The 24750-nt window shown below is 54.5% G+C and carries 22 protein-coding genes, 6 tRNA genes and 1 other RNA gene; 10 read left to right on the plus strand and 19 right to left on the minus strand.

Annotated features, from left to right (window positions below):
• Position 1 precedes the first annotated feature (1 nt).
• A complete protein-coding gene (locus ACT3IC_RS15785) occupies positions 2–217 on the plus strand; it encodes a DUF3820 family protein (RefSeq protein ID WP_103180635.1) in 216 nt (71 codons plus the stop codon).
• On the opposite strand, the gene ACT3IC_RS15790 is transcribed toward ACT3IC_RS15785, so the two are convergent.
• Positions 214–1212, minus strand: coding sequence for a bile acid:sodium symporter family protein (locus ACT3IC_RS15790; protein WP_103180634.1), 999 nt, complete (start codon positions 1210–1212; stop codon positions 214–216). The two genes, ACT3IC_RS15785 and ACT3IC_RS15790, sit on opposite strands and share 4 nt — an antisense overlap.
• An 89-nt stretch (positions 1213–1301) precedes the next feature.
• Between ACT3IC_RS15790 and ACT3IC_RS15795 the strand changes: the two genes are divergently transcribed.
• Positions 1302–2237 carry a LysR family transcriptional regulator gene (locus ACT3IC_RS15795; RefSeq protein ID WP_159340073.1) on the plus strand — a complete coding sequence of 312 codons (936 nt, stop codon included), beginning with the start codon at positions 1302–1304 and terminating at the stop codon, positions 2235–2237.
• Here ACT3IC_RS15795 and ACT3IC_RS15800 read toward each other — a convergent pair.
• The 6 genes from ACT3IC_RS15800 to ACT3IC_RS15825 all read right to left on the minus strand — a co-directional run bounded on the left by ACT3IC_RS15800 (position 2234) and on the right by ACT3IC_RS15825 (position 3261).
• Positions 2234–2575: a FlxA-like family protein gene (locus tag ACT3IC_RS15800; protein WP_159340074.1), complete on the minus strand. Its 342-nt coding sequence runs from the start codon at positions 2573–2575 to the stop codon at positions 2234–2236. The two genes, ACT3IC_RS15795 and ACT3IC_RS15800, sit on opposite strands and share 4 nt — an antisense overlap.
• A gap of 132 nt (positions 2576–2707) precedes the next feature.
• Positions 2708–2832, minus strand: a non-coding RNA gene (locus tag ACT3IC_RS15805) — RtT sRNA.
• A gap of 29 nt (positions 2833–2861) precedes the next feature.
• Positions 2862–2937 (minus strand) — tRNA-Lys (locus tag ACT3IC_RS15810).
• A 4-nt stretch (positions 2938–2941) separates the two neighbouring features.
• Positions 2942–3017: transfer RNA gene (locus ACT3IC_RS15815), tRNA-Val, on the minus strand.
• 48 nt (positions 3018–3065) lie between these two features.
• Positions 3066–3141, minus strand: a tRNA-Val gene (locus ACT3IC_RS15820).
• Positions 3142–3185: 44 nt separating this feature from the next.
• Positions 3186–3261: transfer RNA gene (locus ACT3IC_RS15825), tRNA-Val, on the minus strand.
• A gap of 257 nt (positions 3262–3518) precedes the next feature.
• Between ACT3IC_RS15825 and gltX the strand changes: the two genes are divergently transcribed.
• Entirely contained in the window at positions 3519–4934 is a 1416-nt protein-coding gene (gene gltX / locus ACT3IC_RS15830) for a glutamate--tRNA ligase (protein ID WP_103180630.1), read from the plus strand.
• A 42-nt stretch (positions 4935–4976) separates the two neighbouring features.
• Here the strand turns inward: gltX and ACT3IC_RS15835 are convergent, their stop codons facing one another.
• Entirely contained in the window at positions 4977–5372 is a 396-nt protein-coding gene (locus ACT3IC_RS15835; RefSeq protein ID WP_103180628.1) for a YfeC-like transcriptional regulator, read from the minus strand.
• A 1-nt stretch (position 5373) separates the two neighbouring features.
• Positions 5374–5733, minus strand: coding sequence for a YfeC-like transcriptional regulator (locus ACT3IC_RS15840; protein ID WP_473478114.1), 360 nt, complete (start codon positions 5731–5733; stop codon positions 5374–5376).
• Positions 5734–5953: 220 nt separating this feature from the next.
• On the opposite strand from ACT3IC_RS15840, the gene ACT3IC_RS15845 reads away from it, so the two are divergent.
• The 3 genes from ACT3IC_RS15845 to ACT3IC_RS15855 all read left to right on the plus strand — a co-directional run bounded on the left by ACT3IC_RS15845 (position 5954) and on the right by ACT3IC_RS15855 (position 8541).
• A tRNA-Ala gene (locus ACT3IC_RS15845) sits at positions 5954–6029 on the plus strand.
• A gap of 41 nt (positions 6030–6070) precedes the next feature.
• Positions 6071–6146 (plus strand) — tRNA-Ala (locus tag ACT3IC_RS15850).
• Between the two features lie 208 nt (positions 6147–6354).
• Positions 6355–8541: an EAL domain-containing protein gene (locus ACT3IC_RS15855; RefSeq protein ID WP_473478117.1), complete on the plus strand. Its 2187-nt coding sequence runs from the start codon at positions 6355–6357 to the stop codon at positions 8539–8541.
• Between the two features lie 45 nt (positions 8542–8586).
• Here the strand turns inward: ACT3IC_RS15855 and ACT3IC_RS15860 are convergent, their stop codons facing one another.
• The gene (locus ACT3IC_RS15860; RefSeq protein ID WP_103180623.1) at positions 8587–9774 is read right to left on the minus strand and encodes a NupC/NupG family nucleoside CNT transporter; all 1188 of its coding nucleotides are present in this window, start codon (positions 9772–9774) and stop codon (positions 8587–8589) included.
• A gap of 342 nt (positions 9775–10116) precedes the next feature.
• On the opposite strand from ACT3IC_RS15860, the gene ACT3IC_RS15865 reads away from it, so the two are divergent.
• Complete coding sequence (locus ACT3IC_RS15865) at positions 10117–11358, plus strand: Nramp family divalent metal transporter (protein ID WP_103180621.1); 1242 nt, start codon at positions 10117–10119, stop codon at positions 11356–11358.
• Between the two features lie 29 nt (positions 11359–11387).
• Here the strand turns inward: ACT3IC_RS15865 and ypeC are convergent, their stop codons facing one another.
• Together ypeC and mgrA are read right to left on the minus strand one after the other, a co-directional pair.
• Positions 11388–11738 (minus strand): DUF2502 domain-containing protein YpeC, encoded by a 351-nt coding sequence (ypeC, locus tag ACT3IC_RS15870; protein WP_103824691.1) that lies wholly within the window; start codon positions 11736–11738, stop codon positions 11388–11390.
• 126 nt (positions 11739–11864) lie between these two features.
• Positions 11865–12863 carry an L-glyceraldehyde 3-phosphate reductase gene (gene mgrA / locus ACT3IC_RS15875; protein WP_473478121.1) on the minus strand — a complete coding sequence of 333 codons (999 nt, stop codon included), beginning with the start codon at positions 12861–12863 and terminating at the stop codon, positions 11865–11867.
• A gap of 184 nt (positions 12864–13047) precedes the next feature.
• Here mgrA and ipdC point away from each other — a divergent pair, with 184 nt between their 5' ends.
• Positions 13048–14703 (plus strand): indolepyruvate decarboxylase, encoded by a 1656-nt coding sequence (gene ipdC / locus ACT3IC_RS15880; protein WP_473478123.1) that lies wholly within the window; start codon positions 13048–13050, stop codon positions 14701–14703.
• Here ipdC and ACT3IC_RS15885 read toward each other — a convergent pair whose 3' ends face one another.
• The gene (locus ACT3IC_RS15885; protein WP_103180614.1) at positions 14704–15939 is read right to left on the minus strand and encodes an ion channel protein; all 1236 of its coding nucleotides are present in this window, start codon (positions 15937–15939) and stop codon (positions 14704–14706) included.
• Between the two features lie 204 nt (positions 15940–16143).
• On the opposite strand from ACT3IC_RS15885, the gene glk reads away from it, so the two are divergent.
• Entirely contained in the window at positions 16144–17109 is a 966-nt protein-coding gene (glk, locus tag ACT3IC_RS15890; RefSeq protein ID WP_103180613.1) for a glucokinase, read from the plus strand.
• Between the two features lie 41 nt (positions 17110–17150).
• Here glk and ACT3IC_RS15895 read toward each other — a convergent pair whose 3' ends face one another.
• Both ACT3IC_RS15895 and ACT3IC_RS15900 read right to left on the minus strand, forming a co-directional pair.
• Positions 17151–17888 carry a LytR/AlgR family response regulator transcription factor gene (locus tag ACT3IC_RS15895; RefSeq protein ID WP_103180611.1) on the minus strand — a complete coding sequence of 246 codons (738 nt, stop codon included), beginning with the start codon at positions 17886–17888 and terminating at the stop codon, positions 17151–17153.
• Between the two features lie 12 nt (positions 17889–17900).
• Positions 17901–19598: a sensor histidine kinase gene (locus ACT3IC_RS15900; protein WP_103180609.1), complete on the minus strand. Its 1698-nt coding sequence runs from the start codon at positions 19596–19598 to the stop codon at positions 17901–17903.
• Positions 19599–19985: 387 nt separating this feature from the next.
• Between ACT3IC_RS15900 and alaC the strand changes: the two genes are divergently transcribed.
• Positions 19986–21227, plus strand: a complete 1242-nt coding sequence (alaC, locus tag ACT3IC_RS15905) for an alanine transaminase (protein WP_180209299.1) — start codon at positions 19986–19988, stop codon at positions 21225–21227.
• A 55-nt stretch (positions 21228–21282) separates the two neighbouring features.
• Here alaC and ypdK read toward each other — a convergent pair whose 3' ends face one another.
• From ypdK to ACT3IC_RS15925, 4 genes are all read right to left on the minus strand, one after another.
• Positions 21283–21363 (minus strand): membrane protein YpdK, encoded by an 81-nt coding sequence (gene ypdK / locus ACT3IC_RS15910; RefSeq protein ID WP_197080173.1) that lies wholly within the window; start codon positions 21361–21363, stop codon positions 21283–21285.
• A gap of 349 nt (positions 21364–21712) precedes the next feature.
• Positions 21713–22633 (minus strand): kdo(2)-lipid IV(A) palmitoleoyltransferase, encoded by a 921-nt coding sequence (gene lpxP, locus ACT3IC_RS15915; RefSeq protein ID WP_103180605.1) that lies wholly within the window; start codon positions 22631–22633, stop codon positions 21713–21715.
• A 250-nt stretch (positions 22634–22883) separates the two neighbouring features.
• A complete protein-coding gene (locus tag ACT3IC_RS15920) occupies positions 22884–24326 on the minus strand; it encodes a hypothetical protein (RefSeq protein ID WP_473478127.1) in 1443 nt (480 codons plus the stop codon).
• On the minus strand, positions 24323–24667 hold the full coding sequence (locus tag ACT3IC_RS15925; protein ID WP_156654988.1) for a hypothetical protein: 345 nt from the start codon (positions 24665–24667) through the stop codon (positions 24323–24325). Before ACT3IC_RS15925 ends, ACT3IC_RS15920 begins: the two co-directional genes overlap by 4 nt.
• Positions 24668–24750 lie beyond the last annotated feature (83 nt).

Here is a 24750-nt window from a genome sequence, read left to right on the forward strand (position 1 = left end):
CGTGGATAAAGCGCAGCTTATTGAGATTGCCAACACCGAAATGCCGTTCGGCAAGTATAAAGGCCGTCGGCTGATTGACTTGCCGGAAGAGTATTTGCTGTGGTTTGCCCGTAAGGATGAATTTCCTGCCGGGCATCTGGGTGAGCTGATGGCCTTAACGTTGCTGATTAAAACCGAAGGGCTGACCCAGCTGGTTCAGCCCCTGAGACGTCCTTAAACTTTTGCCGCGCGGGCCTGCTCCCGGGCCTGCAACTCATCGGTCTGGCGACGGTAGCGACGCGCCAGCACCGCACAGATCATCAGCTGCAGCTGGTGGAAGATCATCAGCGGCAGCACCATCATCCCAACCACCGAGGCTGGAAACAGTATATTGGCCATCGGGATGCCGTTAGCCAGGCTCTTTTTCGAGCCACAGAAGACAATGGTGATTTCGTCAGCTTTGTTAAACCCAAAGCGGCGAGCGGCAAAGACGTTGATGGCAATGATAATCGCCAGTAGCACCAGGCTGACCACCACGATAAACAGCAGCGATCCGACTCCAACCTTATGCCAGATGCCATGCACCACGGCTTCGCTGAACGCAGAATAGACCACCAGCAAAATCGATGACTGATCGGTTTTGGCGATCCACTTCTTATGTTTCGCCACAAATGCCCCGGTCCAGGGGCGGGAAAGATGTCCCAGCACAAACGGCAGCAGCAGCTGCAGCATGATTTTGCCCACCTGCTCCAGACTGCCCTCCGCGCCATGCATATTCATCACCAGCCCCACCAGCAGCGGCGAAAGGAAAATTCCCAACAGGCTGGAGGCGGAGGCTGAACAGACCGCAGCCGCCACGTTGCCGCCCGCCATGGAGGTAAAGGCGATGGCCGACTGCACCGTAGCTGGCAAAATGCAGAGATAGAGGAAACCGGTATAGAGCGCCGGGTCGACGTTGACCGGTGCCCACCAGGCAAACAGCACGCCCAGGACCGGGAAAACAACAAAGGTGCTGCACATTACCCACAGGTGCAGTCGCCAGTGACTGCCGCCCGCGATAATCGCTTCACGGGAGAGTTTTGCCCCATGCATAAAGAACAGCAGGGCGATGGCGGCAGTGGTTAAGCCTTCAAAGAAGGGGACAAAACCGCCGCGAGCCGGGAAGAAGGAGGCGAGCAGAACCACGACGATAAGAATAAGGGTGAACGGATCAAGAATGCGCAAAAGTTTCATAAATACTCCTGAAAACAGATAACGCTATTGTGCTTAACTCCGTTTGAGAAATAAAATTGATTTATTGCATCAATTTATGAGTAAAACAGATGAATTACTCTCTGCGGCAACTTCGTATATTTGTTACCGTCGCGCAGGCGAAAAGTTTCAGCCGCGCGGGGACGATGATCGGCCTGAGCCAGTCGGCGGTGAGCCATAGCGTGAAAGAGCTGGAGTTACAGACCGGCGTGCGGCTTATCGACCGCACCACCCGTGAGGTGGTGTTAACAGAGGCGGGGCAACAGCTGGCCGCGCGTCTGGAAAGATTGCTGGATGAACTTACCAGCACGCTACGGGATGCAGGCAGAGTAGGGCAACAGCTCTCCGGAACAGTAAGGGTTGCCGCCAGCCAGACCATTTCGGCGCATTTAATTCCACACTGTATCGCGCAAAGTAATCATCAGTATCCGGATATCAATTTTGTGCTCCATGACCGGCCGCAGCAGTGGGTTCTGGAGAGCATCCGCCTGGGAGAGGTGGATTTCGGTATCGTTATCGATCCGGGGCCGGTTAGCGATCTGGAGTGTGAAGAGGTGCTCTCTGAGCCTTTCTTATTGCTGTGCCGGGACGACGATCCCCTTGCTGCTCTGGAGCAGGTGACATGGCAGTCGCTTCAGGGTGCCAAACTGGTGTTACAGGATTACGCCTCTGGCAGTCGGCCACTCATTGATGCGGCTCTGGCAGAGCAGCAGGTAAGGGCGACGATTGTGCAGGAGATTGGTCATCCCGCCACGCTCTTTCCAATGGTGGAAGCCGGAATCGGAATTAGCGTGCTGCCCGCGCTGGCGCTCCCGTTGCCGCAGGGGAGTCGACTGACGGTAAAACGTTTCACTCCAATCATCGAACGGAAGCTGATGCTGGTTCGTCGAAAGAATCGCTCACTTTCGGGGGCCGCCCAGGCATTGTGGGAAGTGGTACGCATGCAGGCGAAGCGGCTGACGCAGGCCCGCATACGCGATCCGCTTTTTAACCCAGAAAACCGTTAAACGTAGATATCAATCTGGTGTTCAGCGGAAGGGGAGTTAACGCCTTCCACTTTAGCCTGCTGTTTATCCTGCTTCTGCAGAGCTTCTTCTGCCTGGCGGCGCTGCAACTGCTGGAGCTGAGCCTGCAACATTTTGATTTGGTTCTGCAGCAGCTCCTGCTGCTTTTTTTTCTCTTCCGCCGAGCCGCTGCCGTTGGCGACCTCTTTCAGCTGTTTGGTCAGTTTAGTGATTTGTGAGGTGAGGCGGCTGATTTGCGACGCAAGGTCATTGCCGGCGGAACTGCTGCTGCCGCTGCTTTGGGTTTGTACGGACGGGGTGGATGTCTGAATGGTTGTCATGACGATAGTCTCTTGCCTAAAAAAGAGATATCGGCAGAAAATTGAAGGGCTTGAGAATAGCTACCTGAAGAGGTAGTAAGCGCATTAATATCGCAGATAGTAAAAAGGCGCCTTTAGGGCGCCTTTTTACATTGGTGGGTTGTGCAGGATGACTCGCTTCGCTCGCCCTTCGGGCCGTCGCCGCAGGCGGCTCCGTTGACTCACTGCGTTCGTCCCGAACCTGCGCAGGTTCGAATCGTTAATATCGCAGATAGCAAAAAGGCGCCTTTAGGGCGCCTTTTTACATTGGTGGGTCGTGCAGGATTCGAACCTGCGACCAATTGATTAAAAGTCAACTGCTCTACCAACTGAGCTAACGACCCGAAGTGGTGGGTGATGACGGGATCGAACCGCCGACCCCCTCCTTGTAAGGGAGGTGCTCTCCCAGCTGAGCTAATCACCCACTTCGGTACTTCATTTACTACTGCAAGAAATCCAGCTGGCGAGAAAGTGGTGGGTGATGACGGGATCGAACCGCCGACCCCCTCCTTGTAAGGGAGGTGCTCTCCCAGCTGAGCTAATCACCCACTTCTCAATTTCTTGCTACACGGCGGAGACTACATAAAGTAGTTGGTGGGTGATGACGGGTTCGAACCGCCGACCCCCTCCTTGTAAGGGAGGTGCTCTCCCAGCTGAGCTAATCACCCCCGCTGTGTGGAGTCGCATTATAGGGAGAGTTGAAAATGAGTCAACGCCTTTTCTAAAGATTTTGTTCGTTCGTCGTAAAATTAAACAAAACGATCGCAAAACCGCCTGTGGTGCATGATTTCTAAACAAAAACGGCTACAGAGAACGATCTGACAGTAACAAGATTGAGGAATCAGGCTGGAGTGATAGAATATTGCCCACTTTAGTTTCCAGGATATGCCGGTTGTCGGCATCTTTATCACTGTAAGGCCACTTCATGAAAATCAAAACTCGCTTCGCGCCAAGCCCGACAGGCTACCTGCACGTCGGCGGTGCGCGTACTGCTCTCTATTCCTGGCTGTTTGCTCGCAACCAGGGCGGTGAGTTTGTGCTGCGTATCGAAGATACCGATCTCGAACGCTCCACGCCGGAAGCAATCGAAGCCATTATGGATGGTATGAACTGGCTCAATCTGGATTGGGACGAAGGCCCCTATTTCCAGACTAAACGTTTTGATCGCTACAACGCCGTAATTGATGACATGCTTGAAGCGGGCACTGCATATAAGTGCTACTGCTCGAAAGAGCGCCTGGAAGCGCTGCGTGAAGAGCAGATGGCGAATAACGAAAAACCACGTTACGACGGTCGCTGCCGCCATGACCATTCACATCACGCTGCGGATGAACCGTGCGTAGTGCGTTTCGCTAACCCGCAGGAAGGTTCAGTCATTTTTGACGATCAGATCCGCGGCCCGATCGAATTCAGCAACCAGGAGCTGGACGATCTGATTATCCGCCGTACCGATGGTTCACCAACCTATAACTTCTGCGTCGTGGTGGATGACTGGGATATGGCGATCACCCACGTGGTGCGTGGCGAAGACCATATCAACAACACCCCACGTCAGATCAACATCCTTAAAGCGCTGAATGCGCCGGTACCGGTTTACGCCCACGTCTCTATGATCAACGGTGACGACGGTAAAAAACTGTCTAAACGCCACGGTGCAGTCAGCGTCATGCAGTACCGTGACGACGGCTACCTGCCGGAAGCGCTGCTGAACTACCTGGTGCGTCTGGGCTGGTCCCATGGCGATCAGGAGATCTTTAGTCGCGAAGAGATGATCCAGCTCTTCTCCCTGAGTGCGGTGGGTAAGTCTGCAAGTGCGTTCAATACCGATAAACTGCTGTGGCTGAACCACCACTACATCAATACCCTGCCGCCAGAGTATGTTGCGACCCAGCTGCAGTGGCACATTGAGCAGGCAAATATTGATACCCGCAACGGTCCACAGCTTGCCGATTTGATCAAACTGCTGGGTGAACGCTGTAAGACCCTGAAAGAGATCGCGGAAAACTGCCGCTACTTCTATGAGGAGTATGACGAGTTTGATGCTGATGCGGCGAAGAAGCACCTGCGTCCGGTTGCGCGTCAGCCGCTGGAAGTGGTTCGCGACAAGCTGGCAGCCATTACCGACTGGAGCGCTGAGAATGTGCATCATGCCATTCAGGCGACAGCGGATGAGCTGGAAGTCGGTATGGGTAAAGTGGGTATGCCGCTGCGTGTGGCGGTCACCGGTGCGGGTCAGTCTCCGGCACTGGACGTTACCGTACACGCCATTGGCAAAACCCGTAGCGTGGCGCGCATCAACAGAGCGCTGGCGTTTATTGCTGAACGCGAAAGCCAGCAGTAACCAGAACGTAAAAAATAAAACGGCAGGTTTCCCTGCCGTTTTTTATTGCGCTGACTGATGAATGTTCAGCCGCACCAGAAAACCCTCTATTCCCTCGCGCGCCAGCAAAACGGCCAGCCGCTCCTGCTCAGGTGGGGTCATCTTCTCCAGTGCATCCGTAATCTGCCGCAGCACGGCAACGGGTTGCCCATTACCATAGCTGGCCGAGGTCTCCGCCAACTGAAAGAGGGCCTGCCGTTTACGAATGGCGGGGATGTTCATGATGTGCTCGCGTACCTGCGCATCTATATGAATCAGGCGCGCCCGCCCACCTTTTACGCCGTTAATGCCTTCCGTTTTCCAGCCATTATTGCGCACCCAACGGTTGACGGTTTGCCTGGCGACGCCCAGCGTTTCCGCAAGCTCCTCGGTGGTCATTTTGCTACGTAATCTTTTCATATCAGTTCTGATCGCGGATCCCTAAACGTTGTAACAAACCGGTAATCCCTTCCCGGAGTAATAAAGAGGTCAATTGTTTCTGCTCTGTGGGTGTCATTTCATTGGCCAGCGTAATCAGCAGGGCCTGTAGCGAGTTCTCAGGGTAGATCTCCGGCGATGCGGCCATATCCGGGGCTCTGCGTGCGTTGCGGATAAACTCCCGAACTTTCTCATTCACATGGACCAGACGTGCTTTACCGCCCTGGACGCCGGGTTTTGGCGATGTGGACCAACCCTCTTTCCGCACCCACTTATTGATGGTCTGTCGGCTATAGCCAGTGAGTCGGGCCAACTCTTCTGGCGTCATTCGTTCCTTGATCATGCAATTTCCTGAGTAAGAGTGTGGTTAATTAGTGAGTCATTTTATAACACCCTTTTACTGGAAAACGTGACAAGATTAACTCATGGCTGCGAGCACTCTCGCAATGTGATTCATTTGCATGAATTTTCAGCGATTGAACCACAGTGTGAGAATTTGCCGTTGACACTCAGCAATGGAATTCATATGATGCCGCCCGTCAACACGACACGCTTTACGCGATGGGGCTATAGCTCAGCTGGGAGAGCGCTTGCATGGCATGCAAGAGGTCAGCGGTTCGATCCCGCTTAGCTCCACCAAACTCTGAACCCAACAGAGTCTGGTGCGTAAAGAATACTGTGGGGCTATAGCTCAGCTGGGAGAGCGCTTGCATGGCATGCAAGAGGTCAGCGGTTCGATCCCGCTTAGCTCCACCAAAATATTAACCCTCGCCAGACGGCGGGGGTTTTTTTATGCCCGCGATACCGTTTCCTGTCTCTCCTCATAATTCTGTAAATAAATCTTATTCAGGTTTACTCCTGAGCAGGAAATGCTATTTCCTGGACCTTAAGTTGAATCACCTGCATAAAGAAATTATTATTATTGTGAATTTAATAACGCCAGATAAACTGTTTAATAAAATTAATGAAGATTAAGTTTACTATTGACGTAAAGCGCTTCTCGCTCGCTCTGGTGTTATGTCTGGTTGTCATTCCTTTCTCCCGCCTTATTTCACCGAAGTCTGTTATTGATGGTTTTGAAGTTTATCTGGCATGGATGCCGCTGAGCGTCATGCTGGCGATGATACTCTTATTTGGTCGTCAGGCTATTCTTCCAATCATCATCAGTTTTGCCATCATTAACGAATGGAATTTAGATTTAACGCCAGGGCAGGTTGCTATCTTATTATTTTGTCAGGTATTTAGTACGCTGGTGGTCTGTGGGATCCTGCGATGGCAACTTGGAACGCGCTGGCGTTATCACGTACCCAATCGCTTTATCGGCGCGCGCATTTTCTGGCTGGGATTTATCCTGCCGCTAGCCACCAAACTCTCAATGTATCTGGCCGGTTATTTATGTGATTTTCCGATTACCCTTGCGAATTTTTCCGACCGCGGCTCGGTTATTTACCATATAGTCGATATTCAAAGCCTGATTTGTGCGGTTCTGATTTTTACCATGCTGTTCTATTATCCCTTAAGGATGATTATCAATCCCCATTATGCGCGCGCTTTCTGGCGGCGCAATATTCATAATTCATTTTCATTTCGCAACAGGTTATTTACATCCGCATTACTTCTCACGCTTGTTGCTTTCCTTTTGCTGCTCTGTGTACCTTTTACCTCCGATATCATTGCAGGCTACCTGGTTCCCGTCATATTCATTTTATTCACCTTAGGGGTCAGTCGATTTCGCTATCCTTTCATCGCGTTGGGCTGGGCGCTAAGCGCTTTGCTGCTGCTTACCTACAACAGCAATTTTCTACAGGGCGTACAGAACGGTTATTCACTGGCGTTTGTGCTGTCGGTGCTGATCTCCTTCGCAATTTGTCTGGCTTATATGTCCCGCATTTTTCAGCGCAGTCAATGGCTCAAACGTGGCTGGCAGGAGAGGGCGCTGGTCGATCCATTAACCGGGCTGCGTAATCTGCGCGCGCTGGAATGCTTTATGAAGGGCAACAGGGATATCACCCTGTGCTGTTTACGCATGGACAACCTGGAGTTTCTGAGCCGTCATTACGGCCTGATGATGCGCGTGCAGTGTAAACGGGACATTATTCGCCAGCTGCAGCCGTTGCTGATGGTCAACGAACAGGTTTTTCAAATCCCGGGTAATGAGCTGGTGGTGGTGCTTAGCGGCCCGGAAACCGGAGCGCGCCTGCAGCACATTACTGATTATCTCAACAGCCGCAAAATTTACTGGAACAATATCGGCATGGATATTGAGTTTGGCGGCGCCTGGGGCGGTGTGGAATCTAACGGGGGTGAGAGCCTGTACCACACGCTGGGCCAGCTAAGCTGGCTGGCAGAAAAGGCCTGCTCGGCGAATCAGGTTCTGTCGTTGAATAACAGCTTTGAGACGGTTTCGGGCCAGACGACGGAGCGTGTGCTGATGCTGAGCCGGATCAAACGCGCTCTGGATGAGGGGGGGCTGCGTCTGTATGCACAACCCATTCAGAGAGCCGATGGCGTGGGCTACCATGAAATCCTCTCGCGACTGGAGAGCGAGGGCGAACTCCTTACGCCCGACAGATTTCTGCCCCTGGTGGCGCAATTTAACCTGAGCCGACGCTTCGATATCAGCGTGGTTGAAGCACTGCTGGTATGGCTGCAGGATCATCCTGCACAGGGGTGCTGCGCGCGTTTCTCGGTGAATCTGATGCCGTTGACGCTGATGCAAAAAGAGGTTGCGTCAGAGATCATTGCACTGTTTGAACGCTACAGCGTGAAGCCGCAGACGGTTATTATTGAGGTGACCGAAGAGCAGGCGTTCTCCAATTCGGAAGTGAGTATCGCTAACATTCAGCAGCTGCGTCAGTACGGCTTTAAAATTGCTATCGACGACTTCGGTACCGGGTACGCCAATTACGAACGACTCAAGCGCCTGCAGGCGGATATCATCAAGATCGACGGCTGCTTTGTGAAGGATATTTGCAGCGACAGCATGGATGCGATGATTGTGAAATCCATCTGTAACCTGGCAAAGACCCGGTCGCTGTGCGTGGTGGCGGAGTTTGTCGAAACGGAAGCGCAGCGGGAAAAGTTGCTCGCCTCGGGAGTGGACTATTTACAGGGATATCTGATCGGCAAACCGCAACCGCTCAGCGAATGACAGGCGAAAAAAAACCGGGGTGTTATCCCCGGTTTTTTTATGCTATTACAGTACCAGTGCAGCGATGGACGCTGACAGGACGCTGACCAGCGTAGAACCGTAGACCAGTTTCAGACCGAAGCGGGAAACCACGTTACCTTGCTCTTCGTTCAGGCCTTTAATCGCACCGGCGATGATACCGATGGAAGAGAAGTTAGCGAATGAAACCAGGAAGACGGAGAGAATGCCTTCGGCGCGCGGGGAGAGGCTACCGGCGATTTTCTGCAGATCCATCATCGCGACGAATTCGTTAGAAACCAGTTTGGTCGCCATAATACTGCCCACCTGCAGCGCTTCGCTGGCTGGCACACCCATCACCCAGGCTACCGGGTAGAAGATGTAACCCAGAATCCCCTGGAAGGAGATACCCAGTACGGCAGCAAACAGGGCATTCAGCGCGGAGATCAGGGCGATAAAGCCGATCAGCATCGCGGCAACAATCACCGCCACTTTGAAGCCTGCCAGGATGTATTCACCCAGCATTTCGAAGAAGCTCTGACCTTCGTGCAGATTCGCCATCTGCAGATTCTCTTCACTTTCGTCCACGCGGTACGGGTTAATCAGTGACAGAACGATAAAGGTGCTGAACATGTTCAGAACCAGCGCAGCCACCACATATTTAGGCTCAAGCATGGTCATATACGCGCCCACGATAGACATGGAAACGGTAGACATTGCCGTTGCCGCCATGGTGTACATGCGGTTGCGGGACATTTTGCTAAGGATATCTTTATAGGCGATAAAGTTCTCAGACTGACCGAGGATCAGGGAACTTACGGCGTTGAAAGATTCCAGTTTGCCCATGCCGTTTACTTTAGACAGCACGGTACCAATAGCGCGGATGACAATCGGCAGAATGCGAATGTGCTGCAGGATACCGATCAGGGCGGAGATAAAGACGATTGGGCACAACACTTTCAGGAAGAAGAATGCCAGACCTTCATCGTTCATTTTACCGAACACGAAGTTGGTTCCTTCATTGGCGAATCCGAGCAGTTTTTCAAACATCTCGGAGAAGCCTTTTACAAAGCCCAGCCCCACGTCTGAGTTCAGGAAGAACCAGGCGAGCAATACTTCAATAACAAGTAACTGAATGACATAGCGAATGCGGATCTTTTTGCGATCGCTGCTGACCAGCAACGCAAGCACGGCAACGACAACAAGTGCCAGGACAAAATGTAGGACGCGGTCCATATTTGCTCCAAATATGAGGCAGGTTTAATTTCGCTGCACATTCTATGAAACAAGCGTAAAGAAAACGAGATCAAAGCCACACTATCGTTGAGTCCTGTGACGAGTTTCAAAAATAGTGACATACGATACATTTTTGTTATGTTATGTAAATGAGTTAAAAGTTAAGTTTGTGTGCTACGCTTCACAAAGGCGCGTGCTTTTGCCCGCTATCCATACTTCATTCCAGCCTGCTAATTGTTCTTCGCTATCACTGCAATCACGATAATCCTTTTAAATGAACTTGATAATCATTCGCATTTTGATAGCATTTAACATAGCAAAGGCTATATTACTGAGGCAAAAATGAGCAATAGTCGCGTTGATGAGAGTAGCAGTGGCAGAGCTGCACGCAAAATGCGGTTCGCATTAATGGGACCTGCGTTTATTGCCGCCATTGGCTATATCGATCCCGGTAATTTTGCGACCAACATCCAGGCCGGAGCCAGCTTCGGCTACAAACTCTTGTGGGTGGTAGTCTGGGCCAACCTGATGGCGATGATGATTCAGGTGCTGTCGGCAAAACTGGGCATTGCCACCGGTAAAAATCTCGCGGAGCAGATCCGCGACCACTATCCGCGTCCGCTGGTCTGGTTCTACTGGGTGCAGGCGGAGATTATTGCCATGGCGACCGACCTGGCAGAATTTATCGGCGCGGCGATCGGCTTTAAGCTGATCCTCGGCGTATCGCTGTTGCAGGGCGCGGTATTAACCGGTATCGCCACCTTCCTTATTCTGATGCTGCAACGACGCGGGCAGAAACCGCTGGAGAAAGTAATTGGCGGCCTGCTGCTGTTTGTGGCGGCAGCCTACATTGTTGAGCTCATCTTCTCCCAGCCGGATCTGGTTCAACTGGGTAAAGGAATGGCGATCCCAAGTCTGCCTACCACCGAAGCGGTGTTCCTTGCGGCCGGGGTACTGGGCGCGACCATTATGCCGCACGTGATCTATCTGCACTCCTCGCTGACCCAGAACCTGCATGGCGGTTCACGGCATGAGCGCTACTCCGCGACAAAGTGGGACGTCGCCATCGCTATGACCATTGCCGGGTTTGTTAACCTGGCGATGATGGCCACCGCCGCAGCGGCATTCCATTTCAACGGCCATACCGGCGTTGCCGATCTGGATCAGGCGTACCTGACGCTGGAACCGCTGCTGAGTCACGCGGCGGCGACCATTTTTGGCCTGAGCCTGGTGGCAGCGGGTCTCTCTTCCACCGTGGTAGGCACGCTGGCAGGGCAGGTGGTGATGCAGGGATTTGTGCGCTTCCACATTCCTTTATGGGTGCGCCGTTCGATCACGATGCTGCCGTCGTTTGTGGTGATCCTGATGGGACTGGATCCGACCCGCATTCTGGTGATGAGCCAGGTGCTGCTCAGTTTTGGTATTGCGCTGGCGCTGGTGCCGCTGCTGGTGTTCACCAGTGACAAGAAGCTGATGGGCGATCTGGTTAACAGTAAGGCGGTGAGACGGACGGGGTGGGCGATCGTGGTTCTGGTGGTGGCGCTGAATCTGTGGCTACTTATCGGGACCGCATTGGGATTGTAAAAAAGGCGCCGGAAGGCGCCTTTTTCGTATCAGTGACGGTGACCGTGCCCGCCATGACCATGACCATGACCACGACCGCGTGGGCCTCGATGATCGTCACGATCGCTCCAGCCTGCGCGGTAGCCACGCTCATAGGCTTTGCGTTTATCCCAGCCACGATGGTAGCCGTTATCATGTCTGTGCCAGCGGTTGCCGCGCCATTCATAATGTCGGCGCCAGTAGTCGCGGTCACGCCAGCCGCCGCCATCCCAGTAGTTACCATAATTATCACGATCGCCAATTTGTAATTTTATGGATGGCAACAGGGTGATTTCGCCAGCATTAGCGACCAGCGGGGCTGAAGCCAGTAATACTGCTGCAAGAATCAGAGACCTGAACATGGTTTTTCTCCTTCACGATCGGAGCCGTAATCGGCTTGTTAACGCAATATTAAGGGGCGGTAAAGCCCCGGATAATCGCTTTAACTCCTAATTCAGAAGGCGTAGCACTTTTTGCTAAAAGCGCTTTTAATTTACACTATTCAGAATTCCGTCGATTTCGTTCAGTTCCTCAGGCGTGAAGTGACGGTTCGCCAGCATTCCCACAGCATCATCAATTTGCGCCGTTTTGCTGGCGCCAATCAGCACTGAGGTGACGGCTTCCTGATGTAATACCCAGGCCAGCGCCATCTGCGATAGCTTCTGGTTGCGGCGTTCCGCCAGGGCGTTAAGCTGACGCACTTTCGCCAGCTTCTCTTCGGTGAGCTGATCCGGATTGAGGAACCGGCTTCCGCTGGCGGCGCGGGAATCTGCCGGAATACCGTTAAGATAGCGGTCGGTCAGCTGGCCCCCGGCGAGGGGCGAAAAGGCGATGCAGCCCACCCCTTTATCCTTCAGGACGCCCAGTAAGCCCGCTTCCGGGGTGCGTTCAAACATCGAATATTTCGGCTGATGGATAATGCAGGGCGTGCCTAAATCATCGAGGATCTCAATGGCCTGCCGAGCCAGCTCTGCCGGATAGTTGGATAGCCCAACGTACAGTGCCTTGCCCTGGCGCACGATGTGGTCTAACGCTTTCATCGTCTCTTTCAACGGCGTTTCCGGGTCCGGACGGTGATGATAGAAGATATCGACATACTCCAGGCCCATCCGTTTCAGGCTCTGATCGAGGCTGGCAATCAGATACTTACGCGAGCCCCAGTCGCCGTAAGGGCCCTCCCACATGGTATAGCCCGCCTTGGTCGAGATGATGAGCTCATCGCGCCAGGCGCTGAAATCTTCCTGCAAGATTCGTCCAAAGTTACGTTCTGCGGAACCCGGCGGTGGACCGTAGTTATTGGCAAGGTCGAAGTGCGTAATCCCCACATCGAAGGCACGATGTAAAAGTTGACGGCTGTTTTCGATCAATGTGGCGTCGCCAAAGTTGTGCCACAGCCCCAGGGAGATGGCAGGGAGCTTAAGACCACTTTGCCCGCATCGTTGATAATTCATTGACTGGTAACGGTTTTGATTCGCCTGATAAACCATGAGTCTTGCCCCTCTGCGTCAGAATGTCATTCAGTGTATACGTTTACACTAAACGTCAGGCAGGCAGATTACCTCGCGAAAATACGTAAAGCATTATTTCCATGGGCAGTTTATCGCCATTCCTGGACAGCTATCACGCTTCTTCAATACTCAAACTGAAGTCAACATTATAAGGATAACTGTCATGCAAACCCCCTACACCGTCGCCGATTACCTGCTGGACCGTCTTACAGATTGTGGTGCCGATCATCTGTTTGGCGTGCCGGGCGACTACAATCTGCAGTTTCTCGATCACGTTATCGCCAGCCCGGATATTGGCTGGGTAGGTTGTGCCAACGAATTAAATGCGGCCTATGCCGCCGATGGATATGCGCGCTGCAAAGGGTTTGCTGCGCTGCTAACAACGTTCGGGGTAGGCGAGCTCAGCGCCATGAACGGTATCGCGGGCAGTTTCGCCGAGCATGTGCCGGTTCTGCATATCGTGGGTGCCCCGGGCAGCGCCTCGCAGAAAAAAGGGGAGCTACTGCACCATACGCTCGGTGACGGTGAGTTTCGTCATTTCTATAAGATGAGTGAGCCCGTTACCGTCGCCCAGGCGCACCTGACCGAACAAAATGCCTGCTATGAAATCGACCGGGTCCTGACCCAGATGCTTCGGGAGCGCCGTCCGGGCTATATTATGCTGCCTGCCGATGTGGCAAAAAAACCGGCCACGCCGCCTGTGAGCACGCTCATGAACCCTCTTTATGAGAGCGACAGTTTCCGTCTTGACGCCTTCCGCCAGGCGGCAGAAAAACGGCTGGCCGCGAGCGATCGCACCGCGCTGCTGGCCGACTTCCTGGTCCTGCGTTATGGCCTGAAAAATCAGCTGCAACGCTGGGTGGACCAAACGCCCATCGCCCACGCCACCATGCTGATGGGGAAAGGGATTTTTGACGAGCGCAAACCCGGTTTTGCTGGCACCTACAGCGGCTCCGCCAGCGCAGCCGAGGTTAACGAGGCCATTGAAGGCGCCGATACCGTGATCTGCGTGGGTACGCGCTTTACCGATACGCTTACCGCAGGCTTCACCCACAAACTTTCCCATCAGCAGACTATTGATGTTCAGCCGCATGCCTCGCGCATAGGCGATGTCTGGTACACCGGGATCCCCATGACCCAGGCCATTGAGGTACTTTCCAGCCTCTGCCATCAGTATGCCCAAACCGGCAATACGCCTCGCCCGGCGAGACAGCTTCATGCGGTTCATCCCGGTTCGTTAACCCAGGACAGCTTCTGGAAAACGCTGCAAACCTATATTCGTCCGGGGGACATTATTCTCGCCGACCAGGGAACCTCGGCCTTTGGGGCTGGCGCGCTGCGTCTGCCGGATGAGGTAAATTTTATCGTGCAGCCGATCTGGGGATCGATTGGCTACACCCTGGCCGCCGCCTACGGTGCGCAGACCGCCTGCCCGGATCGTCGCGTGATTGCCATTACCGGCGACGGCGCGGCGCAGCTCACTATCCAGGAGCTGGGCTCCATGCTGCGGGACAAGCAGCGCCCGGTGATCATGGTGCTGAATAACGAAGGGTACACGGTGGAGCGCGCCATTCATGGTCCGAACCAGCGCTATAACGACATAGCGCTGTGGAACTGGACGCAGATCCCGCAGGCGCTCAGCCTGGATTGTCAGGCCGAGTGCTGGCGGGTGAGCGAGACGGTGCAGCTGGAAGAGGTGCTGGAGAGAGTCGCGCACCCACAACGGCTGTCATTGATTGAGGTGATGTTGCCGAAAGCCGACGTTCCGCCGCTGCTGAGCGGCATTATCCAGGCGCTGGAAGCACGCAAAAGCGCCTGATTACTTCTCATCGTTCCATGCAGCCATCATCGGTCTGCCCGCCAGCAGCAGCCAGGCGGGCAGCATCACAATACAGAGCAGCGGCAGCAGGGTGGTGTCCGGCACCACCACTGCCGCCATAAACAGGCTTAGCCACGCATCCCGGGTGACAACCAGCACCAGCCCCATAATCGAACAGGAGATGGTGATCGCCAGGGGAACCGCCTCTACATGTTCATGCAACATCAACCCCAGCGCCGCGCCGACAAACACCGCCGGGAAAATGCGCCCGCCGCGAAAACCGCAGGCCGCAGCCACTACCAGCGCCGCCAGTTTTATCAGCGCAAAGAGCAGATAATCCGACACGCTGAAGATCTGGCTGAAGGCCATCTGCTGCATCTCATCCAGCCCCTTAAACAGGGTGATATTGCCCCCGATTGCCCCAAGGATCCCCAGAATAAATCCGCCTGCGCCAAGAATAAGTACCGGGTGCTTCAGACGATGCATCAGACGGTGCAGGCGCGGCAGACACCAGACCGCCACCATCCCCAGCGCGATGGCGAAGGCGGCGACGATCGCGCCGCTGAAAATATCCACCATCTGCATCTGACTGTAGTGGGCAACGGGCAGTGAGAAGTGAGGATGAAAAAAGAGGCTGGTGGTCAGGGCTCCGGCGGCGGCGGATAAGAGCGGGGCGAACAGACGATCCCAGAGCGGGATCTCCGTGTTGCCGCTCAGGGTCTGGGAAAAAATCAGCGCCGCCGCGACAGGTGTGCCGAACAGCGCCCCGATGGTGCCGGCAGAGGCGAGAATGGTCCAGTCAAGGGCGTTTACCCGGGGGAAGGCCCGCGCCCCTATGGCGACGGCCAGGGCGATATTCACCGCCATCACAGGATGCTCAGGCCCAAGGCTGACGCCGCCCGCCAGACCAATAATCAGGGCGATAATCAACCCGGGCAGGGCAGCGGCATTGACCGGCGCGCCAATCAACGGCTCAGTGGCTGGATCTGGCCCGGCATGGCCCGGGCTGTAGCGTATCACCACTCCTACAGCGATACCGGTAAGCGTCAGGATTAAAATAACCCATACCGGCGAGCTTGCGTTAAGGCCGAGGGAAGCCGGTAATGAGGTCCACAAAACCGACTGCAGCACGGAGGCGACCTTCATGATCACAATCAGGATCAGGCTGGATGCAACGCCAATAATCAGCGCAGGAGGGGCCAGCAGCAGCATCGTTCTGGCTCGCGGATGGAGCATGATGATTTCCTTGTTAAAAATAGCTGTCTGTACTTTGCACGTTCAGCCTTATGGCAATAGTGCAAATGGTGCTGAAACGGTAAAGTTATTCTGTGATGAAGATCGATAATCCTGGGGTGCTTTTATCCAGGTCGTTGTTGTTCACGGGCCTTGAATTTAGAGTGTGCCAAACAGTTATTTTGACTTTAGCGGAGCAGTAGAAGAATGACAAAGTATGCTTTGGTAGGTGATGTAGGGGGGACTAACGCGCGTCTGGCGTTATGTGACGTCAACACCGGCGAAATCTCCCGCGCCAAAACCTATTCCGGGCTGGATTACCCCAGCCTGGAAGCGGTGGTTCGTGTCTATCTGACGGAGCATGATGTCAGCGTTGAGGATGGCTGTATCGCCATTGCCTGCCCGATTACCGGCGACTGGGTGGCGATGACCAACCACACCTGGGCATTCTCTGTCGCCGAAATGAAGGCCAACCTCGGCTTTGCCCATCTGGAAATTATTAACGACTTTACCGCGGTATCGATGGCGATCCCGATGTTAAAGCCGGAGCATCTGATCCAGTTCGGCGGCACCGAGCCGGTTGAAGGTAAGCCCATTGCCGTCTACGGCGCTGGCACTGGCCTGGGGGTTTCCCATCTGGTACATGTCGACAAGCGCTGGATCAGCCTGCCGGGTGAAGGCGGACATGTCGATTTCGCCCCAAACAGCGAAGAAGAGGGCATTATCCTCGAAGAGCTGCGCGCGGAGATCGGCCACGTCTCGGCGGAGCGGGTGCTCTCGGGTCCGGGCCTGGTGAACCTCTACCGGGCGATTGTGAAATCCGATGGCCGTCTGCCGGAGAATCTACAGCCGAAAGATGTGACCGAACGCGCGCTGGAAGATAGCTGCACCGACTGCCGTCGCGCGCTGTCGCTCTTCTGCGTCATCATGGGGCGTTTTGGCGGCAACCTGGCGCTGAACCTGAGCACCTTTGGTGGGGTCTATATCGCGGGCGGGATCGTACCGCGCTTCCTCGACTTCTTTAAATCCTCCGGTTTCCGCGGCGGGTTTGAAGACAAGGGGCGCTTCCGCGATTATGTCCGGGATATTCCGGTGTACCTGATTGTACATGACAATCCGGGTCTGCTGGGCTCGGGCGCGCATCTGCGCCAGACCCTGGGCCAGGTACTGTAATGGCTCTTCCCCGGTGACGTCTGTTCACCGGGGCATTCCCCTCACAGGTGCATCAGCTGGCGAAACTCTTTCACCTTGCTGCGACTCACCGGCACCTGAAAATCGAGATCCTTCAGCCGTAGAATGTAGGTGTTGTTGAACCAGGGTTCGATCTCGCGGATCTTGTTCAGATTGACGCAAAAAGAGCGATGGCAACGGAAGAAGTGGCTCGCCGGCAGCTTGCTGCAAAATTCGGTGATGTTCATCGGCATGACGAACGACTCGCGGCGTGTGTAGACGAAGGTCATCTTCTCATGCGCTTCGGCATAATAGATATCGTTCATCGGCGTCACGATGATGCGTTCATCCTTGATCAAATTGATCGTGTCATTTTCGCGCATGACCGGTGAGGCCGCGACCTGTTCCGCGCCGGACTGCTGGTGCCAGGCGTGTTCCAGCTTCTGCAGCATGCTGACAATCCGCGACTCCTGGTACGGCTTAAGAATATAGTCGAACGCTTCCAGCTCGAAGGCCTCCACCGCATGCTCTTTCCACGCGGTGACAAAGACAATAAACGGTTTACTGGCAAACTGGCTGATGTTTTGCGCCAGCAGTACCCCGTCCAGAGAGGGAATATTGATATCCAGAAATATGGCGTCTACCCGGTTGTGCTGCAGAAATTTCAGCACGTCCAGACCATCCTCAAAGGTGCCGACGATCTCCATCTGGCTGTGTTCTTTAATCAGCCAACTCAGCTCCTGTTGGGCGAGTATTTCATCTTCCACAATGATGACTTTCATGCGTCACTCCCTCTAAGGCAACAACAACGTCTGGGCATGAACGGCGGCGCGTTCGTTAGGAACATAAAACGCGATCTCGGTACCCGGCTCAAGGCGGCGAATGTGTAGCCCTTCACCATAGAGCAGCTTAACGCGGTGATGGACATTGAGCAGACCAATTTTATTGCCGGGCATCTCATTCGACTCCACCCGTTCAATCACTTTCGGGTCGATCCCGTGGCCGGTGTCGCGCACCGCCACCCGCACGCGGTTACCGCATTCGGCCACGCTGATGGTGACCACCCCTTTACCCTTACGCGGCTGAATGCCGTGGACAATGGCATTCTCCACCAGCGGCTGGATCAGCAGGCTCGGGATCACGCAGTTCACCTCTTCATCGATGTCATAGATGACGGTAAGCTTATCGCCAAACCGCGCCTGTTCGATGGCGATGTAATCTTTGATCTGATAAAGCTCTTTTTTGATGTCGATCTGCTCGTCGTCTTTCAACTCAATGTTGTAGCGCAGATAGCGCGACAGATTGAAGATCAACTGGCGGGCGGTGTCCGGATTCAGGCGGATCGACGAGGAGATGGCGTTCAGCGCATTGAACAGAAAATGGGGGTTAATTTTACTCTGCAGGGCGCGCAGCTCTGCCTTGTTTGCCATCTCCCGCAGCTGCTCGGCACGGGAGACCTCCAGCTGGGTAGAGATAATCTGTGACAGCCCGACCGCCATCTCCTGTAAGGTCGATGTGATCTGGTGCGCGTGGCAGTAGTAAATTTTTAGCGTGCCGGTGACCACCCCTTTTTCCCACAGCGGGATCACAAGCATAGAGTGGATCTCCGGGGTGCGGTGAGCCTCATCGTTATTCTTAATGATGATCTTGCCGCCGCTGATTGCCTGGCGGGTGGTGGGGCTGATGGTATCATCATTATCCCGGTAGTTTGCTTCACCCACGCCCACGTAGGCCAGCACCCGGTCAATATTGGTGATGGCCACCGCATCGGCGTGAATGTCGCGGCGGATGATATCGCACACCTGGCGCAGCGATTCAGCGTTAATGTCGCGAAACAGCGGCAGCGTCTTATTGGCAATATCCAACGCCAGCTTGGCCTGCCGGGCGGCGCTGGCCTCTTTTTCGCCTTCCACACTCTGCACCAGCAGCACGATAAAGCCCACGCAGACGCTACCGAGGATCATCGGAATACCAATTTTTGAGACGATATCCAGCCCCAGCGCCGTGGTGGGGGCCCACGCCACCACCAGGATCATGGTCAGGGTTTCGCAGAGCATGCCGGCGATGATACCCGCTTTCCAGTGCTGTTTCTTAGGGACTTTGCGGTTGATCGCCCCCGACAGCACGCCAGCGATAATGCTGGTGATCAGGCAAGGAACCGCAGTCACGCCGCCGATATCAATCAGGTAACGGTGGGTCCCGGCAATGAGGCCCGTGATGATCCCGACCCATGGGCCAAACAGGATCCCGCCAGACATCACGGCGATGATCCGCACATTAACCAAGGAACCTTCCACCGGTACCCCGGACCAGGTACTGAACAGGGCAAACATCGAAAAGATCGCAGTGACCGCCAGCAGTTCCCGGGGCGAGTGGGCAGACTTATGCAGCAGCTCGCGGAACAGGCGGATGCGAATGAGGAAAAAGAGGCAAATCAGCATTAACGCCGCGCGATCGAACACCGCCAGCAGCATATTGAATATTTCGTGCACGGGTAAACCTGGGAAAAGAGGAAAGAACCATGATAAAAAACCTGACGCTCAATGACCAGCCATCCCGCTCTTTTATAAAATGGGGATAAACCACGTTAATCAAAGGGGATTGTATCTAAGGTCGCCTGAGCGGGCAGAAAAGCCAAAAAGCCACCCGGAAGTCGTAACTGTAATGATATTAAAATGTTAACAAAATAACATTCCTGATGCCTCTTTTCTTTTTTGCTTCCGGTTTTTGCCTCAGCAGAGTTCCTGTTTTAGCGCTACGCTTTTTTTTATTTCTTCCCCCCTCGACAAGGCGAATTTTTTCAGGTTATTTTCTAAGCACGCCACATCCGTGGCGACGTCGCTCGGACGGTCCGGGCGCTAACGTAATCTGAGGAATTTATGGCTGACTCCAGTCCTGAACGCCGTTTTTCGCGTATCGATCGTCTTCCCCCGTATGTGTTTAACATTACTGCTGAATTGAAAATGGCTGCGCGTCGGCGCGGCGAAGACATTATCGATTTCAGTATGGGTAATCCGGACGGCGCTACGCCGCCCCATATCGTGGAAAAACTCTGCACCGTCGCCCAGCGCCCGGACACGCATGGTTACTCAACCTCTAAAGGGATTCCGCGTTTACGCCGCGCCATTTCGCGCTGGTATCAGGAACGCTATCAGGTGGAGATCGACCCTGAGAGCGAAGCCATTGTCACCATCGGTTCAAAAGAGGGGCTGGCGCATCTGATGCTGGCGACGCTGGACCATGGCGACACGGTGCTGGTGCCGAACCCCAGCTACCCGATCCATATTTACGGTGCGGTCATTGCCGGTGCGCAGGTGCGCTCTGTGCCGCTGGTTGAAGGCGTCGACTTTTTTAACGAGCTGGAGCGCGCCATCCGGGAAAGCTATCCGAAGCCGAAGATGATGATCCTCGGTTTTCCTTCCAACCCGACCGCCCAGTGCGTGGAACTTGACTTCTTTGAGAAAGTGGTGGCCCTGGCGAAGCGCTACGACGTGCTGGTGGTGCATGACCTGGCCTACGCCGATATCGTGTATGACGGCTGGAAAGCGCCGTCGATCATGCAGGTACCCGGCGCACGCGACGTTGCGGTGGAGTTTTTCACCCTGTCGAAAAGCTACAACATGGCGGGCTGGCGTATCGGCTTTATGGTCGGCAACAAGACGCTGGTCAACGCGCTGGCACGTATCAAAAGCTACCACGACTACGGCACTTTTACCCCGTTGCAGGTAGCGGCCATTGCTGCGCTGGAAGGCGATCAGCAGTGTGTGAAGGACATTGCCGCCCAGTATAAACGCCGTCGCGATGTGCTGGTCAAAGGGCTGCATGAGGCGGGATGGATGGTGGAGATGCCTAAAGCTTCGATGTACGTCTGGGCGAAGATCCCGGACGCCTACGCCGCGATGGGGTCGCTGGAGTTTGCCAAAAAACTCCTCCAGGATGCGAAAGTGTGCGTCTCCCCGGGGATTGGCTTTGGTGACTACGGCGATACGCACGTGCGTTTCGCGCTGATTGAGAACAGCGATCGTATCCGTCAGGCGGTGAGGGGCATTAAAAGCATGTTCCGCGCCGACGGATTACTGCCCCAGGTAACAAAGCCGACGCCAGAGCAGGCGGGTCAGTAACCCCAAAAAAAACAGGCGCCTTGGGCGCCTGTTTTTTTGACTACATTTTCTTTGCTCAGTTCATCATCAGGGCAAACGTACCGACCCATGCGAACAAAATCACTGAAAAACCCATAAAGAAATATTTCACGTTCATCGCTCCGCGTATTTCGTGATACGCAATAAAAATAGAGTCCAACTGAGTATAGAGAGGTGAAGTCAGGCCGGGGCGGAAATGAGAATTATCCCGTTTCAGCGACGACTCCAGCTCAGAATTCTGTGCTTTCAGGTAGCCAGACGGCGCTAATGTACGCTTAAATTTCAGGAGTGACAAGAGGCATTTTTCTAAATAATTTCCATGACTTACGAGTGTCGTGGAACGGCGACAGTTTAATTTCAGCGGGTAATAAATTGTCGTTCGGCAAGATAGCGTGCTAACGATAAACCTGAGTGATTACAGGTGATTGAAAAGGTTAGTTTCTTTTAGAAACTAACCTTCAACGGGGTTAAAGATAGAGGGAAGCGTGCCCCACAGGACGCGTTTTAAAACGGCGATGCACCCATAAATATTGTTCCGGCGCACGCATGATCTCGCTCTCGATCACCCTGTTGATGTAAGCCGCGGCGGCCGCCTCTTCCTGAGGATAGTTCTCCATTTCCGGCATAATAAACAGGCGATAACCGCTTTTATCGTCTTTTCTGACCATGGTGACCGTCAGCATCACCGACTTTGAAAGACGGTGAATCACAAATGTGCCGTTAGTGGTGGCCACCTCCTTTACCGCGAAGAAGGGGGCGAAGCTGCTGCCATTGCGGCCATAGTCCTGGTCCGGAGCAAACCAGACCGCTTCGCCTTTTTTCAGGGCGCTGACCAGCCCGCGTAAATTATTGCGGCTGATCATCGCCTTATTTGAACGCATGCGCCCGCACGTCTGCACCCACTCCATCAGGGCGCTGTTATGTGGACGATAAGTGGCCATCATCGGCTGGCACAACCCCATCACCCGGCCACCCAGCTCCAGCGACGTAAAGTGAACGCCGATCACCATCACCCCGCAGTTTTTTGCCTGCGCGCGCTGCAAATTTTCCAGGCCTTCAACGTCAAACCACTTACGTACCCGCGAGTCCGGCCAGAACCAGGCCATCCCCGTTTCCAGTAACGCCATGCCGATAGATTTAAAATTTTCACTAATGAGATGATCACGCTCTTCAGGGGAGAGCGCCGGAAAACAGAGTTCGAGGTTCCTGCGAGCGATAGATTCACGGCGCTTCAGAAAACGACGCGAAAGACTTCCGAGGCTGGCACCGAGCCAGCGTAGCGCCGGATAAGGAAGTTGCACGAGCAGCCAGAGGACACCCAGACCAAACCATGTAAACCAGTAACGCGGGTGCAGAAGCGTGCGCGTGAATTTGCATTGAGACAAGATAAAACGACCTTTATGGAGAGTATATTGGTAGCCCCAGACTGGCGCTACGCCGGAATGCTATTAAGACCTGCGTTAATACTATTGGTTCATGGTGATTACCGTATATGCCCAAGGTCTGAAAAAAGGCTGTCGGCGCTGGGCGGCGTAATGTAGCACTGATATATCTTAACTGCTAACACTACTTTTTGCGCAAAAAATAACCCACAAAAGGGCTCAAACCGGGGCTATTTTTATCCACATTCAAACGCGATTAGTCAGGCTTTCCATATCCAAAATCAAAGCCGAGCAGCACGTTCTGGCGTATGGCCTGATTCAACGGATAGCTGTAACTCTGCCCGATGCTGACCGTATGGATCGCCCGCAACAGCGTGCCGCCGCTGAGGGGTGAGGGGGTATTGGTGATCGCCACTTCCGCTCCCTGCAATGCGTGCCGCAGCGACTGATAGGCCGGAGAAGCCGTAATACTGTTATTGGTCACGCTGCACAGGCCGAGCAGCAGGCAGATTAACAGCACCGGGAAGATCAGCGGATGGCGGTTAAGCAGGCGAACGGGCCGCCAGGCGGTAACAGAGAGCAGGGCGGCACTTAACGGCAGAAGCAGCAGATAGAGCAGTTTTGCCAGGTGGGTGAGGGCGCCGAGCAGGGAGAACATCAGCGCAATGGGAGGAACAATCACCGCCCGCGCCGCATCCTCGCCCCGTTTTTCATTTGCTCCGCCCGTGCCGTAGCTGGCCAGCGCAGCCTGCAGGCGGGGGAGTTGCTGTTGCACGGCGTAGTCAAGATGGGGAGCCTGCAGCGCCAGGGCGAACTGTTTCAGGGCGTCCTCTTTCGGATATTCAGGCTGCACCCGGGTTTGCAGCGGCAGGGCCAGCTTTTCCCGCAGCCTTTTCTGCACCGGGTCCAGCATAAAAAATGTCTCCCAGTCGAGGCGGGCCGGGATTGTCACCCCATGATAGAGCTCATTTTTCTGCGTAACGCTGGTATAGTCGAGATAGTCCTGATAAATCTCTGCGCGCGCGGCCAGCCAGAGTTTGTAATAGCCGAGGAGCCCGCCCTCCTGAACGCTGATGCTGTCGCGCAGGTTTTGCGCCGCCTCTCGCTCAAGCAGTTCGTGATAGCGGCTGACCGAACTCATAAGTAGCGGCAGCATCGCCAGAAACGCTTTCCCGGATGGGCTGGTCCAGGTTTCGCGCTGACTGCCATCGTCACCAAGCGGGATCCCCTCCAGCGTCTGGTGCCCGTCAATTAAAGACTGCTGGTAGAGTTGCGCCAGCATCGACTTCTGGCGAAACTCGCCGGTACTTTGGGCGACCTGGCGCTCAATAACCCGCTCCACCGTTTGCCATGTCACCACGCCGGTGAGCAGACAGAGCGAGAACACCATGCCTGCCACCCACGGGGCGGGAAAGGCAATGCCGCGTTTTTTCAGCCAGGCGTTGCACGCCAGCACCAGCTGGAACATCAGCAGCGCGGCGGCGATGGCGGTTAGGGCCCGACCATAGCGCTCCATACTGTGGATATCGTCGGGGGTGGAGAGACTTCCCACCAGGTCGAGCAGGCGCGAGTTAAAGGCCAGCTCGCAGATGAGATAGGTGAGGGTGAGAAGAATAACCACTGCGTTTTGCCACAGCGGCAGCGTGGGGCGCTTGATATCGGCCCGGTTTTCCAGTTCACCGAGAGCGCGTTCCGTCATGATTTCAGCTCCAGGCTGGTCTGACGGGTGATCGCAGGTTGCCAGATCTGCTCCGGCAACGAGTTATCCAGCACCGGCATGACCCGGGGCGCGGGCGGTTCGGCGGCTTTATCCTGAGGCCGTTTTTTTACTCTTACGGGCGGCGCAGGGGACGCTTCTGGCGCGTTCAGGAACGATTCAGGTGCGCTATACGCGGGCTGCACAGGCGCAGGGCGAACATATTTCGGCGCTACACGCGCCCGGCTGGGATTCTTATCATGGCTAGCACAACCGCTTACGCTCAGAAGCAGCGTTAACAACACCACCCCGCAGCGGGGCATTTTTTGCAGTAGCACGCTCATCAGTTTGTCCTGACTCTGTCGCACAGCGGAGTGACGTCTTTTAAATGTAATCGGGAATTTTAATTCAGGTAGTTGTATCGCTT

The sequence above is a fragment of the Leclercia sp. GHBNCSD genome (genome assembly GCF_055805075.1).

Excerpts from the sequence above, each read along its gene's own strand:
- ACT3IC_RS15895 (WP_103180611.1), bottom strand. The coding sequence starts at position 17,888 with ATGAAAGTCATCATTGTGGAAGATGAAATACTCGCCCAACAGGAGCTG.
- gltX (WP_103180630.1), top strand. The coding sequence starts at position 3,519 with ATGAAAATCAAAACTCGCTTCGCGCCAAGCCCGACAGGCTACCTGCAC.
- ACT3IC_RS15925 (WP_156654988.1), bottom strand. The coding sequence starts at position 24,667 with ATGAGCGTGCTACTGCAAAAAATGCCCCGCTGCGGGGTGGTGTTGTTA.
- ACT3IC_RS15855 (WP_473478117.1), top strand. The coding sequence starts at position 6,355 with ATGAAGATTAAGTTTACTATTGACGTAAAGCGCTTCTCGCTCGCTCTG.
- ACT3IC_RS15920 (WP_473478127.1), bottom strand. The coding sequence starts at position 24,326 with ATGACGGAACGCGCTCTCGGTGAACTGGAAAACCGGGCCGATATCAAG.
- ACT3IC_RS15790 (WP_103180634.1), bottom strand. The coding sequence starts at position 1,212 with ATGAAACTTTTGCGCATTCTTGATCCGTTCACCCTTATTCTTATCGTC.
- ACT3IC_RS15835 (WP_103180628.1), bottom strand. The coding sequence starts at position 5,372 with ATGAAAAGATTACGTAGCAAAATGACCACCGAGGAGCTTGCGGAAACG.
- ACT3IC_RS15860 (WP_103180623.1), bottom strand. The coding sequence starts at position 9,774 with ATGGACCGCGTCCTACATTTTGTCCTGGCACTTGTTGTCGTTGCCGTG.
- ypeC (WP_103824691.1), bottom strand. The coding sequence starts at position 11,738 with ATGTTCAGGTCTCTGATTCTTGCAGCAGTATTACTGGCTTCAGCCCCG.
- mgrA (WP_473478121.1), bottom strand. The coding sequence starts at position 12,863 with ATGGTTTATCAGGCGAATCAAAACCGTTACCAGTCAATGAATTATCAA.
- ypdK (WP_197080173.1), bottom strand. The coding sequence starts at position 21,363 with ATGAACGTGAAATATTTCTTTATGGGTTTTTCAGTGATTTTGTTCGCA.
- glk (WP_103180613.1), top strand. The coding sequence starts at position 16,144 with ATGACAAAGTATGCTTTGGTAGGTGATGTAGGGGGGACTAACGCGCGT.
- ACT3IC_RS15840 (WP_473478114.1), bottom strand. The coding sequence starts at position 5,733 with ATGATCAAGGAACGAATGACGCCAGAAGAGTTGGCCCGACTCACTGGC.
- ACT3IC_RS15800 (WP_159340074.1), bottom strand. The coding sequence starts at position 2,575 with ATGACAACCATTCAGACATCCACCCCGTCCGTACAAACCCAAAGCAGC.
- ACT3IC_RS15865 (WP_103180621.1), top strand. The coding sequence starts at position 10,117 with ATGAGCAATAGTCGCGTTGATGAGAGTAGCAGTGGCAGAGCTGCACGC.
- ACT3IC_RS15885 (WP_103180614.1), bottom strand. The coding sequence starts at position 15,939 with ATGCTCCATCCGCGAGCCAGAACGATGCTGCTGCTGGCCCCTCCTGCG.
- ipdC (WP_473478123.1), top strand. The coding sequence starts at position 13,048 with ATGCAAACCCCCTACACCGTCGCCGATTACCTGCTGGACCGTCTTACA.
- ACT3IC_RS15795 (WP_159340073.1), top strand. The coding sequence starts at position 1,302 with ATGAATTACTCTCTGCGGCAACTTCGTATATTTGTTACCGTCGCGCAG.
- alaC (WP_180209299.1), top strand. The coding sequence starts at position 19,986 with ATGGCTGACTCCAGTCCTGAACGCCGTTTTTCGCGTATCGATCGTCTT.